8 protein-coding genes are annotated in these 12,802 nt (G+C 55.5%); 1 reads left to right on the top strand and 7 read right to left on the bottom strand.

Annotated features, from left to right (window positions below):
• Positions 1 to 269: 269 nt before the first annotated feature.
• The gene (locus BRA42_RS04430; protein ID WP_342677969.1) at positions 270 to 1,934 is read left to right on the top strand and encodes an RNA-binding domain-containing protein; all 1,665 of its coding nucleotides are present in this window, start codon (positions 270 to 272) and stop codon (positions 1,932 to 1,934) included.
• Positions 1,935 to 2,433: 499 nt separating this feature from the next.
• On the opposite strand, the gene BRA42_RS04435 is transcribed toward BRA42_RS04430, so the two are convergent.
• From BRA42_RS04435 to BRA42_RS04465, 7 genes are all read right to left on the bottom strand, one after another.
• Positions 2,434 to 3,657, bottom strand: coding sequence for a hypothetical protein (locus BRA42_RS04435; RefSeq protein WP_342771089.1), 1,224 nt, complete (start codon positions 3,655 to 3,657; stop codon positions 2,434 to 2,436).
• 132 nt (positions 3,658 to 3,789) lie between these two features.
• Positions 3,790 to 4,254, bottom strand: a complete 465-nt coding sequence (locus BRA42_RS04440; RefSeq protein ID WP_342772095.1) for an HNH endonuclease — start codon at positions 4,252 to 4,254, stop codon at positions 3,790 to 3,792.
• 281 nt (positions 4,255 to 4,535) lie between these two features.
• Positions 4,536 to 4,688 carry a hypothetical protein gene (locus BRA42_RS04445; protein WP_342771092.1) on the bottom strand — a complete coding sequence of 51 codons (153 nt, stop codon included), beginning with the start codon at positions 4,686 to 4,688 and terminating at the stop codon, positions 4,536 to 4,538.
• Between the two features lie 173 nt (positions 4,689 to 4,861).
• Positions 4,862 to 7,681: a BPTD_3080 family restriction endonuclease gene (locus BRA42_RS04450; protein ID WP_342771093.1), complete on the bottom strand. Its 2,820-nt coding sequence runs from the start codon at positions 7,679 to 7,681 to the stop codon at positions 4,862 to 4,864.
• Positions 7,682 to 7,684: 3 nt separating this feature from the next.
• Positions 7,685 to 10,432, bottom strand: coding sequence for a site-specific DNA-methyltransferase (locus BRA42_RS04455; protein ID WP_342771094.1), 2,748 nt, complete (start codon positions 10,430 to 10,432; stop codon positions 7,685 to 7,687).
• Between the two features lie 216 nt (positions 10,433 to 10,648).
• Complete coding sequence (locus BRA42_RS04460) at positions 10,649 to 11,170, bottom strand: hypothetical protein (RefSeq protein ID WP_342771095.1); 522 nt, start codon at positions 11,168 to 11,170, stop codon at positions 10,649 to 10,651.
• Between the two features lie 554 nt (positions 11,171 to 11,724).
• Complete coding sequence (locus tag BRA42_RS04465; RefSeq protein WP_342772096.1) at positions 11,725 to 12,321, bottom strand: ATP-binding protein; 597 nt, start codon at positions 12,319 to 12,321, stop codon at positions 11,725 to 11,727.
• Between the last annotated feature and the right edge of the window lie 481 nt (positions 12,322 to 12,802).

Here is a 12,802-nt window from a genome sequence, read left to right on the forward strand (position 1 = left end):
TCCGTGCGCCATTCCTCCGTGCGAGGAGCACAATGCGGAGTATGGCGCGACGAGCACTCCCCGGCAGACGATGACCGGCGAGGTTCGAACCGGTCATGGTCGTCAGAGGTCCCGGACAGGAGGAGAAGAACGGGTATAGTACCAGGGACGGAGGGAATGTAGTCTGCCGGTGGAGGATGCGGCGCTGCCGAAGAAATAAGGATAGCCCTACAGAAGAAGAGTTGCGTGCAGCGAAACTATCCTAATGTGAGAGGGGGATATCTACTGTAATGCTTTCCCGGTTACAGGAATTCCTGCTGCTTCCGGCTGAAACGGAATGGATTGAGTTCAAGGAAGCAAAAAGTAATCTTGATTTTGACGACATCGGCAGATATTTCTCTGCGCTAAGCAATGAAGCCAGCCTGAATGGAGAAGCTGCCGGGTGGCTCATCTTTGGTGTTACCGATAAACCTCCTAGAAAGATTGTTGGGTCAAACTATTGTCTCATGCCGCCCGGACTCGAACATCTCAAGCAGAAGATCGGGCAGCAGACGAATCATCAGATGACGTTTCATGCAATTCACGAGATCGCCGTCAATGGGATGCGGGTGATCATGTTCGAAATCCCACCTGCTCTTCGCGGAGTTCCGACTACATGGAGGCGCGTTGCATATGGTCGCACTCATGATTCGCTTGAGCCTTTGGGGCTTCATGAGATCGATCGAATACGTGCACCGCTACCTGACTGGTCTGCCGAGATCTGTGACGGCGCTACAATCGCCGATCTCGATCCGGAAGCAATCGCGTTTGCACGTGCTAAATCTAAGAAAAAGCATCAGGATCTCGCAGAAGAGATTGATGAATGGGATGACGCGACCTTTCTGAATAAAGCAAAGGTTTGCAGAGACGGCAAGATAACGAAGACCGCAATCCTTCTCCTTGGAAAGGGCGAAGCGGGACACTACCTCTTACCTGCCATTGCACGCATCACCTGGGTTTTGCGGAACGATGCAGAAATTGAGATCGATTATGCCCATTTCGATCAGCCATTGATTCTTGCAGTCGATAAAGTGTTTGAAAAGATCCGAAATCTCACTATTCGCCATATTTCTGAGGAGACGCTCTTTCCCACGGAAGTTTCACAGTATGACCGGTGGGTGGTCCGCGAAGCGTTGCACAACTGCATCGCACACCAGGACTACCAGCAATCTGCTCGCATCACGGTAACCGAAAGGCCTGATTCTCTGATGTTTACGAATCGCGGTGATTTTATTCCGGGAACCGTCCGGACTGTAATTGAGCGTGATATGCCCCCTGATTGGTATCGAAATCCTTTCCTTGCAAATGCAATGGTCGAATTGAATATGATTGATACGATAGGCAGCGGGATCAAGCGCATGTTTTCGAAACAACGAGATCGTTATTTCCCGATGCCGGACTATGATCTCAGCGAAGAAAGGGTTGTGCGAGTTACCATTCTCGGACGGGTGATCGATGAGAAGTATACCCGGATGTTGATCCGACGAAAAGATCTGACGCTGATGGATGTTATAACTCTCGATAAGGTGCAGAAAGGGATATCGATCACTCCGGAAGAGCGTAGAATTCTCCGAAAGAAGCAACTCATCGAGGGTCGGTCTCCGAATCTTCGTGTCTCAGTGGGTGTCGCTGCCGAGACAGATATGCGAGCCGATTATATCCGGAAGCGGTCACTTGATAAAGCGCATTTCAAGGGGCTGGTAATGGCATATCTGAAAACATATCGCGAAGCGAAGAGGTCGGATATTGAGGACCTTTTGTTTAACAAAGTTTCAGATGCATTAAACGATGAACAGAAGTACCACTTTATCCGGGATCTGCTTCAAGAGATGCGAAAAGAAGGGACGATACGAGCTGTCGGGAGAACAAAGGCTGCTACATGGGTTCTCGCATCCGACAAGCCGCATAAATCATGACCGGCAATCTGATTGGAGATGATTGTAGAAATGAACTCAATTAAATCTTGTCGGATGTGGAATACGACTAAGGAAAAACAGTTTTTTGAACCTGCTCCCTGAAATGGTTTGTAGTGATTTGTAGTAGTTTGCAGCAATTTGTTGAGAGTCCTCACCTGCGATCTCTCTTCCCTTTTCACAGATATCAGCGCAATTCTTCATTTCTTGTGTCGTCCGGTCTCGAGGCGGGCTCAGTTTCCGTATCCGGCCCATCTTCAAGCAGCTACAGAAGCTCGACTCCCTGCGGCTGGACGACCTGATCCGGGTGCAGGCCGGCGGGAGAATGAGCGAGGTTGTGCTGCGGTATGAGCCGGAGATAGTGGTGCAGATTGCGGGTGAGTGGGGTAGAGCCCATTCTTTTTGGCATAGGGCAGGCCGATGGAAGGTCCAATCCGACGCTTTTGCTAGCGAAACATTTTGAATGCCCGGTTTCAGGCTCTCATTTGAACCCCTTTGAAGCCTAGAGAATCTTTATGGCTCCCGTTTTTCTCACAGCATATCCTGTAAAGATCAGTGATTCAAGAGAGACCATGAACTCCTCCGGGCGCAGCGTTGTCCGGGTTATAGCCTCATCGAGCGGGATCCAGAATTCAAGTCCATAGATCTCATGGAGTTCCACATACAACTTCCGTGCAGTATCGAGCAGATCATATCGCTTTGCGACCTTGAGCGGAGAAGAGTAGATCTTGTTCGCTTTCGAGTGCATGTCCAGCCAGAGTTCGACGGCATCTTTGACGTCGGATTGGGTGGCTTTCGAGGCTCGCTGAAGCCGGGCGAGCGATGAAGTCAGCTTGGGGACTGCATCGCCCAGGTTTTGTTTGTAGGGCGAGTACCCGGTTCGCTTGTACTCTTCCCGTATGGTATGCACTGCATCGATTATCGTCTTCTCAACAGAGTTCATCGGGTCTGGTTTGATGATAAGAGCATCGAGGATGTATGAGGTGATAATCGGCCGTTCTTCATTTATGAGTTCTCTGCAATCCTTCGATAGTTGGTTAAGTGATGCTTCCTCCACAACAAGTGGAATATCCATGATGTATTCATCTGGCCGATAGATCGCCCGGTTTGCCTCCTCGCACCCTCTTTTGACCGTACACTTCTCCTGATCGGATATGTAGTAATAATACCGCGAGCCGGGACGGAAGAAGTCCTGAGGAATGACTCTCATCGATCCTCTGAAGGTGTTCCACTGTGTCTTCTTCCCGAGGACGGCAGCGTTGATCCCCCCCACCTCATTGGTGATCGGCGGAGAAGAAAGCGAGTAGAGAGCGGAACATTTTGCAATCTGTTCGATTGTCTCCTCCTCGCCCCGGAACGGCAGGGTGAAATAGTGCACAATCTCTTCGTAGTCCATAATTTTTCTGCGCTCCGCAAGCGGGCTCGGATCGAAAGGTTTCCAGCCGCAGATGGTTTTCACGGTGATGCGGTCCTGGGACCCATTGGGCATAAATTCTCGTTCGGATTCGATCTCGACCTCGACGAAGGTATGTTCTGCTGGCGGGTCGCATGATTCAGCGCAGAAAATCTCTCTCTTTGGACTGTTCAAGAACGGTGATGGGTGGAGATAGAAGTATTTCCCGTCTTTTGTATCATACTCAACGAAGCCGGTGTTTTCCCTATGAAAAATGAGCTCCTTTTCCAGAACAGAGAGTTCCGATCCCTGCCACCGGTCGTAGAGTGACATAGAGAGTTCTTTTACCTCAATGTAAAAAAAATTCTCTTCTGAGTACCCGGACACTTTGATGTTACGATTCTGGAAGGTGTTTGAGTGGATTACCCGGTTATCCGTGGTGCAGATGGGCACCCATACAGATGCTTACCGGCCTCTGCCTGCCCTGATCTGCTCTTTTACCTCATCTATCGTGAAAGGTTCTTTTCTGCTGTGGATGATGAGATGGCAGTTCGGGCATACGGGGCGTAGGTCCCGCACCGGGTCGATCTTGTACTCCTTTCGTATGGTAGAGAGGGGCACGAGGTGGTGCACATGGATTGTATCCTGTCCTGTCGGCCCGTACACCTTCTCAAAATCAAAGCCGCAAACGGCGCATCGGCAGCCGTAATGTTCTATGCACTCAATTCGTGCCTGTTTTTCTCGCTCGTAACGGTTTACGTAGATCCGCTTCACGGCGCCTTCGTAGTGCAGGGCGACCTTATCCTCAAGAGTCACCTCTCCGGGATAAACGAGTTCTGAGTCGCTTTGACCGAAGACCTGTTTGCATGCCGCCACCAGTTCAGATCGCATGATCCAGGCACATTTGCCGCTCTTTTCATCGCGGCCCAAAAAGGGGACATGCCACCATCGGACTGATCCGTCTTCTCTCAGGGGTGGCTGAGCCCCGGTCATTTTAATGACCCGTTTGCTAAATAGAGCGACCCGCGAGTTCACCGGAGCATGGCTCGTATAATTTAAATAAGGCGCTATCTTTGATGCGTATGTCTCGCGGTTTTCGCTCTCGTATACCAATCGTAACAGAGTCAAGTCGCGTTCTCCGGTCACCGTTCTGTCTATCAGCACTTCCACCCAGGTATCAGTGCTGATCGCTAACGGATCGTCATAAAATCTCATATAAATCCCTCCACAATCGCTATCTCCTCCTCCGTCAGCCCGTAGACCAACCTATCGATCTGCCGGTCGATCGCGTCGATCATCCCGGCGAGCGCCTCCTTCTCGTGCAGAGCCCTCGCCGCCGCGAGGTGCCTGTTCAGGTCGAGCATCTCCCGACGAGGGCGAATGTGGTCATGGCGGGCGACGTCGGCGGGAGTGAAGAGGCTGGGTGGGAATGAATCGCGGCGGAAAGGCAATTGAATGAGGGATGGGTCTGGAATGTATACTGGAAAAGCAAGACCCGTTCCAGTCCCCGTCCCCATACTCTGGTTGTGACACCCGGTCATACCGTCAAACTCTCCACATGTCCGGTAGGCTGCTTATCGGGGGTGTATTTCTCAATGATCCCATCGACGTCGGCCGTGTTGAACGAGACGTCGGAGTGCCAGGTACCGAACCCGCCGTGCCCGTTGACGGCACGAACCCATTCAGCAAGGGCGGCCCGCTTTGCCCTGTTCTGCTGGCTATCCTGGCCCTTCGTCTCCAGCACCAGGTATTCCCCGTTCTCAAGCAGGATCAGATAATCCGGTCGATACCTTCGTACGACGCCCTGGTAGAGATAGAATATCTCAAACCCGAGGTGGTCGTTCTTGGCCCATGCCTGCACCGCAGGGTTCCGGTCGAGGGCGAAGGCCTCGGTGGCCTCCCAGGTGCTATCGTAGACACAGAAGTTGATCTGCGATTTTGCGGTTTCTCCACAGGGCTTGGTGGTATACCAGACCGGCATGTCAGTTGTCGAGCGAATGGGGCGCGCTGGGTCGAGGACAGGCTCGATGGCTTCGGTGTTTGTCTCGCGGATCTGCTCGTAGATGTGCTGGACAACCTTGTTCATGTTGAGGATGAGCAGGATCCGCCGGCGCATGTCGTCGGTGCTGAAGATGAGGGGTGCGAACCTGATCTTATCCGAACGGAGGAACCGGTCGACGAGGCCGACCAGTTGCCCGACGAGCTCCGCGGCGGTGCCTCGCCACTCCGGGCGCATCTGGTCGAGGAGGTCCCGTGCTGTCTCGAAGACAATTCGCTGGAGCCTGATCCGGCCGAGTTCCTCAAGGTCGATGGTGGTGATCTGGTCGACGGCCGGTTTGCCGTCGATGACCGGGGCGAGTTCGGCAATCTGCGGTGTCTCTGCAGCATCGAGAACAAGAGGTTTGGCGGTCTCGATATCGAGGGTGAGCCGTGGCCGGTAGGTGTGCTCGACCCGGAGCACGTTCGGCCAGGTGATCTCGTACTTCCGGCGGGAGGGGAGCGACTCGATCCGGGTCTTGGGTTTCTCCGGTCGTGGCGGGGCATCGCCTCCTCCTTCGTGGGGGAGGAAAGTGAAGGGGATACCAAAGATGTTGACGTATTCGGGCGAAAAGAGGCCGGTCTCCTCGTCGATATCGTAACTGGTGCGCCGGAGCCCCCGGCCGATAACTTGTTCGCAGAGGAGCTGGCTGGAGAAGGCCCGGAGGCCCATGATGTGCGTGACCGTCCGGGCGTCCCAGCCCTCGGAGAGCATGCCGACGGAGATGACGTTCTGGATCTTCTCGCCAGCCTCACCATATTTCCCAACGGTATCGACCTGCTGCCGGAGGTAGAGAGCCCTTTCTTTTTTGGTGAGTGGCCGGTTCGCCTCTTCATCCTCGCCTGTTGTGGTGGTCAGTGATTCGTCGAGGGTCTCGGCCTCTTTGAGTACCTTTGAGTCGATGTGGAGGATCCTGTCACTGTCGCAGAGGTCATCGATCCGGATCTTTTTGTGGGTGAAGGCATAGGCGACTCTCGCCGCAGTCTCGGTGGTGTTCGCGACGGTGATCATGACCGGCGGGGTCCGGTAGCCAGCCGCTTCCCACTCCCTCTTCTTCTCCTGCCAGTCGAGGCCGAGGAAGTAGTAGGCGGTGTTGAGGAGGTCGGGGAGGGGTTCGGATTCTTCGGCGCCCTTGCGGTTGAGGTCGTCGTAGACCTCAGGGTCTGTGTAGATGTGGTAGAACCGTGACCGGTAGTCCTCGGGCCGCGGGTTGGCGTCGTCGCGGATGACGACACGGGGTGTCTTGACAAGACCTGACTCGATGGCGTCGTTTAAGGAAAAGTCGCTGACGATCCAGGTGAAGAGGGCTTCTTCGTCGCTCCTCTTCCCGCTCGGGGCAAAGGGCGTGGCGGTGAAGTCGAAGCAGGAGAGGATGTTCCTCGCTCTGTGAATACGGTCGAGGCCCTGGATCCAGATGGTGGCCTGATCGATCTCGTCTTTGGCGATCCCTCTGACCTTTGATTCCGCCGGAACCCGCCAGGCGTGGTGAGCCTCGTCGTTGATGACAATGAGGTTGTTGTGCCGGGCCAGGTCGCCGAGGACCTCACGGACGTAGGCTTCGTCGCTCTTTGGGCCGCGTTTGTCGACGCTCTTCCTCTTCTGGATCTGATCTTCACTCTCCCAGGCGAGCAAGTGCCAGTTCCGGACGAGGACTTTCCCCTGCCTGAGGCTCTCAGCGAGGCCGGGCGGGACGATGGCGAAGGCGTCATAGTAGTTCCCCTCGGAGGAGGGGACGAGGACGGAGAGGCGGCTTTTGACGGTGAGGCCGGGGGCGACGACGAGGACGTTTTTGGAGAATCGGGGGTCGGTGGGGTATGCGGTCTTGTTGAGGACCTGCCAGGCGATGAGCATGGCCATGACGACGGTCTTGCCGGTGCCAGTGGCCATCTTGCAGCAGTAGCGGAGGAACTCGCCGCCGTCGCCCTCGATATCAATCCCGGTCTTTTCTGCGGCGGGCGCCTCAGTTAGCCAGATGAGCGTCTCGATGGCCTCAAGCTGGCAGAAGAAGAAGGGGAAGCTCCCCCGCTCTTCGCGGTCCTTCCAGTACTCGAGGAGGCGGCGGGTGATGCTGGTGGCCCCGGGGTAACCGGCCTCCCTCCAGGCCTTGACGCGCGGCCGAATCTTGTTGACGAAGGGGATCTCATAGAAGACGCCGGGGTCATCGAAGGCGCTGGACCCCCGGGTGGCGACGATGTAGCCCGCCTTGCGCCGGCCTTCTGCAAGGTCAAATGTGCGGGTGGTCCGGTTGTAGTGCCAGTGGCAGGCGGGCTCTGTGTAGGGCGATGTAACGATGAGGCGGTCGATGGTCTTCTGCGGCATGGGTCATGCCTCCAGGCCGTCCAGGTCCCGCTCGATGATGGACTCGATGCCCCGGTCGTCGACGATCTTGACGGCGATCCGCCGCTTCTTTCCGGGCTTGAAGGGGAGGGAGACGGTGCCGCGGTAGGCCTCGATCAACTCTTCGTCGATCTCAGCCTTGAGGCTCTTTTTGAGTTTTGCCCAGCCGTCGTCTTTGCCGGCCATGGGGAAGAAGACCTGCCGGGGGAAGAGGCTGCGGCCGTCGTAGTCGGGATCAAGCATCCACATGGCGATCTTCTCGGGGCCTCCGCCGTCGACGGTGCCGTTGCGGGTGTCGTAGTAGTCGAAACCGTTGACGGAGAGGAGGATCGTGCCGGCCTCAGGCCCCTCGGTGATCAGGTTCAGGGTGATGTCGGGCTGGCCGATGAGCCAGAAACTCTCGTTGCTGGAGCGTTTCTTTTTGAGGTCGTCGGTCTGGAGGTCGGTGTTCATCTGGACTTTGAGGAGGGTGACGCCGGGCCAGTTGGTCTCGTCGATGTCTTTTGCGGCTTCAGGGTCGAACTGGAAGGCGGCGAAGACGAGGATCTCGGGTCGGGGGACGAGGCGCTGGGCCTCTTTGAGCGCCATCTCGACCTGTCTCGCGTTGAGGGCGGCGTGTTCGGGGCCGAAGGAGACCGCGACCTGTTTAGGGGTGTCGTCCGCGGTCTCGCCGCGGGCGTGGAGCCACCGGGTGCCGCCGAGGGGTTCGAGCCGGGCAAAAGCGATCCGCTGGCCGTTCCTGCCGCGGATGCCGGTGGCGAGGAGTTCGGTCCGCCATTCGTCCTGCCGGAGGGACTCGCCGGTGCGAGCAGCGGAGTCATCGGCCGGGAGGGGTGCGGGGGTGTCACCGGCGAGCGGTTCGACGGTGGGGGCAGGGACGGCCTCGACGGTGAAGGGACCGGTGACGCGGACTTTTGTTCTGTCGCTCACGGGATCGTCATAGAGGGTCTCCTGGGGAGCGTTCTTCTGAATGCTTGCGTTGATCTCGATCTGCCGCTTCTGCCGGGCGGCAAGGAACTTCTTGTGGGATTTTCCTGCCGTTTCCGGCCAGGCGGGGTCGGGGTCGAAGGGGACTTCCCATTCCTCGCAGGAGATCTTCGCGGCGGCGTTGAGGTCGGCGAGGGCTTTCTCAACCTTCGGCCGGTGCTTCTTGTAGATGACGTCGATTTCGGGGTTGTTCGCGATGGATTTGAGGGTGATGTGCGGGACAGTCTTATAGACAAACCCGCTCCCGACTCCCTCCTCAGGGTGGGCGAGATTGTAGTAGTCGAAGACGGCGGTCATGAGCCGCTGTTTGGCGAGGGTTATCGCGACGCGGGAGGTGTCGCAGGTGATCCAGCGCCGGCCCCACTTCTCGGCGACGTAGGCGGTGGTCCCGGAGCCGCAGGTGGGGTCGAGGACGAGGTCGCCGGGGTCGGTGGTCATGAGGAGGCAGCGCTGGATGACTTTTGTGTATGTCTGGACAATATACACCTTAGGTTCGCCAAAACCACTGATGTTAGTGTCTGTCCAATGGTTATTCAATGGGTAAATCGGGAAATCTGTAAAATACCTTACATATCGAGGCGTTTTACCGAGCCGAATTAGCCGCTTGGCTTTCTTTAATCTGTCGACGCCACGGGTGTTTGTTTTCCACCCTCCCTTCTTTGGCGCAGGAACTGTGTCATCATCAAGTTCAAAGGAAAAGATCGTGGTTTCCGATCCTGTTTGAGAAGTGAAGTTGTCATGGCTGAAAACTTGACCCTCATGCAGAAGGGCATCCAGATTCAAAAACTCTCTCGACTCAATTGTTCGCCATGCCCCCTCTACTGGCATCAGATAGCGATATTCTGTTGCACCATCAGCACCATACTCTTTAGGCAAATATATTTGGTGATATTTCAGATTGGCGATACTTTTCGAATACCATAAAATGTAGTCGGAAGTTTCATCTAGGTATTTCCCTCCTTTGCCTGTAGTTTTAGAAAAAGTGATCTGGGAAACAAAATTCCCCTTCCCAAACACTTCATCCATAATCTCCCGCACATGGTGCACATTCTCGTCGGAGATCTGCACGAACACGCTCCCGCTCTCGGTCAGGAGTTCCCGGGCGAGCAGCAACCGGTCCCGGAGATAGGTAAGATACGAGTGAATCCCCTGTTCCCAGGTGTCCCTGAAGGCCCTGATCATCTCGGGCTCGCTGGTGAGATCCTCATCCCTCCTGTCCTTCACGTCTCGCTTGTTCACGAAGGGCTGGAAGTTTGATCCATACGTGATCCCGTAGGGCGGGTCGATGTAGATCATCTGCACCTTCCCGGCCATCCCCTCCTTCTCCAGCAGGGAGTTCATGACGAGCAGGGAGTCGCCGGCGACGAGGCGGTTACTCCAGTTGTGTTTGTGGCGGTAGAACTCCACCGCCTCTCGCAGCGGCGGGTTCTCACGCGCAAACTCAAAGAGCGAGGCCTGCCGGTGGTCGCCGTTGCTGCCCTTCGCCGCCCTGATGATCGTCCGCGGGTCGATCCGTTCGTGGACGTGGAGGGAGACCGTCGGGACCTCAAAGGAGGTGTGCTCGGCCTTCCCCGCCCACATGAGTTGCGGGTCGAGGTGAGGGTCGTAGGAGTAGGTCTTTGTGTCGTACCCGGGTTCGGTCTCCGCACTCACGAGACCTGCCGGCGGGTTATTCAGCCGGCAGATCCCCATATGGTCGTATTGCTCAATGTTTTTCGTGTTGGGTTTCTCCTTCCGCCGGGCCATAGAATCGCATGCGTGATTCTCGTTTTAAACCAGTTAAGAGTTGTGGAATTATTCTCCGGTTACATCGGGCGGTTTCCCGAAACGAGTGCTCTTCGATGCTCAGATGGCAGGAAAATCTGTGCCGACCAATCGATATATTCCACCGCTGAAATAAGGGATGAATGTCAAGATCGCCTGATGGTGCCGGGTACATCGTTTTCGATATTCACGACTCCGCTAAAATCTGTACCCGTTGGGACTCCAGGCGATGCGTCGGAATGTTGATCGGCACTCATACCTCCCCTGCGTGTAGGTATCGCGATGAAGGTTGAGGGATGCGTAGGACAGGCCTCTGTAGGTATAGAACTCAACCCTGCTCTGTCTCTTCGTCATCGTCACCGTCGGCAGCCATTCCCGCGGGGCTTTTCTCTCCCACGTCCAGTCCTCCTGCTCCAACCTGATGCGGGAACCTTTATCGTCGCTGTCCACCAGAATATCTTCCGTAAAAGGATCATCGGACCTTGATGAGAGTACCGGGGGCCTGATCGTGTCGCTGTACACCAGAATGCCTTCTGTAAAAGGATCCTCGTCGACCAGGCGATGCGTGCCCCAGTCGGTGCCATGCCACATGGCGCCGAACTCATGGATTTCACGGTCGAAAAACGAGGCTTCGAGGTAGCTCCGGGCAGAACCGTCCCCCTCGCCCCGGACGACGATCGCGGCTCCCTCACGCTCCAGGGTTATCGTCCAGTGTGTCATAGACAGATCGGGTGCTAACGGGAGATAACTATCATTCTCCGCTCTCCGTCCCGGCCACCGTCCGGTACCCCTGGAGGGGATGGGTGGGGACGTTCTTGTACTTCGCCTCCATCCTGCCATCCTCCAGCATGGGATTGATGGGGTGGTTCCGAAGTGAGTCTTTGCTCCGGCTCCGGCAGACCTGCCTCGGTGCAGTGTTGGATCATGTCCCGCGTTCCCGTGCCCATCCGCTCGCCCGGGCTCAGAGATCGTGGAAGCGGGTTATGGAGGGTATGCGGCCGCAGTTGACATCAATCGACTCCCGATTACATGCCGGTTACATACCTGAAAAAGCGATATGTAAGGAGATATTGCGATGTAGTGCTCGATACGGAGTTTTACGAAGAGGGGAGATCCGGCCCTGTGAACCGTGATGTACCTATCGGGATCATTGTGGATTACATACCCATTACATACAAAAAATCAACTGTATTTGGCGCATTCTCGGAAATTCCCGTAAATCTCAGTTTTTCTGGATCGGGGGCAGAACGATCTGTACATGTGGATTACATACCTCATGCCCAGTACGGGACATATCTCCTGGATCTGTTTGATCGAGTTTCCGGATCCTGCAGTCGAATCAGACCCGCCTCCATCGTATCACCGATGATGCGCGACGCAATTGGGTAATTCGTATCGTCGATGCCCAGCCGCTTTCTCAGCGTGGCATTCGTCATGAACTCCCTGCAGACATATTTGAGACATGCATGCTGGTAACAGGCCCTCACTCTGTCCTCCCGTCTCATCGCACTATAACTCTGATGCGCAAAGAGCGTGACGCGCGTGAAATCCTCGTCTTCCTGAAAATCCGGTGCAGGCAATTGGTACACTTCGATACACCCGATGGCGCGGTCAACCCCGCTCCCCCGTTCTTCGCAGATGTTCATTCTGCGCATCATCGAAGCAAGGGTTTCATTTCGTGACCGGGGAGGATGATCGATGAACCGTTCGGGATCAATCAGAGGTTTTCCGGGATTCGAGATCTCCATCCGATCCTCAAAGATCTCAACCATGGGCCCGGTTCCGGATATGGAGAAATCCTGATGAATGAGGGCATTCGCGACGAATTCACGGATTGCAACCTTCGGATACATCCTCTCCTCAACCCGCAATGCACCCTCGATGACCTCGTTGGAAGGCAGTTGATCGCAGATCCAGTCGATTGCAGACTCAAACGTGGTGGCGTATCCCCGCGAGGGCTATGCTCTTCCCCCGCATCCTTACTAATTTTTCCATGAAATATTTTTGCAGGAACTTGTCGGGGACCGGCAGCATTGATAACGCTACATCCTATTGCGAGAGGTAGGGATACGCCGACCTCCTTATTACAGGATAATCCGAAGAAGGATACGCGGATCCCTTTACTGATGGTAATGTTTTCTAATATTATCTTCTTTGGGCCCCATCCGTTGTGGTCTTCCTTTCCAGTCTCTTCCTCTTTAACAGGGAAGTCATCCTAAAAGTTTCCAGCGGCTGACGATTCCTATAGTTCAGAGCATTCTGTCGCCTCCCCGCGAAAAATTGAGGGGTCTCTGGCGTCAAACCTCTGATACGGCTCCTCTCTGGGTATCGCCACGCGGGGGAGGGATCGGG

This window comes from Methanoculleus sp. UBA374 (assembly GCA_002508705.1).
Taxonomy (GTDB): domain Archaea; phylum Halobacteriota; class Methanomicrobia; order Methanomicrobiales; family Methanoculleaceae; genus Methanoculleus; species Methanoculleus palmolei.

Bases quoted from the DNA above. Each gene is read 5' to 3' on its own strand.
- BRA42_RS04430 (WP_342677969.1), top strand. From the start codon at position 270: ATGCTTTCCCGGTTACAGGAATTCCTGCTGCTTCCGGCTGAAACGGAA.
- BRA42_RS04435 (WP_342771089.1), bottom strand. From the start codon at position 3,657: ATGTCACTCTACGACCGGTGGCAGGGATCGGAACTCTCTGTTCTGGAA.
- BRA42_RS04445 (WP_342771092.1), bottom strand. From the start codon at position 4,688: ATGCTCGACCTGAACAGGCACCTCGCGGCGGCGAGGGCTCTGCACGAG.
- BRA42_RS04450 (WP_342771093.1), bottom strand. From the start codon at position 7,681: ATGCCGCAGAAGACCATCGACCGCCTCATCGTTACATCGCCCTACACA.
- BRA42_RS04455 (WP_342771094.1), bottom strand. From the start codon at position 10,432: ATGGCCCGGCGGAAGGAGAAACCCAACACGAAAAACATTGAGCAATAC.
- BRA42_RS04460 (WP_342771095.1), bottom strand. From the start codon at position 11,170: ATGACACACTGGACGATAACCCTGGAGCGTGAGGGAGCCGCGATCGTC.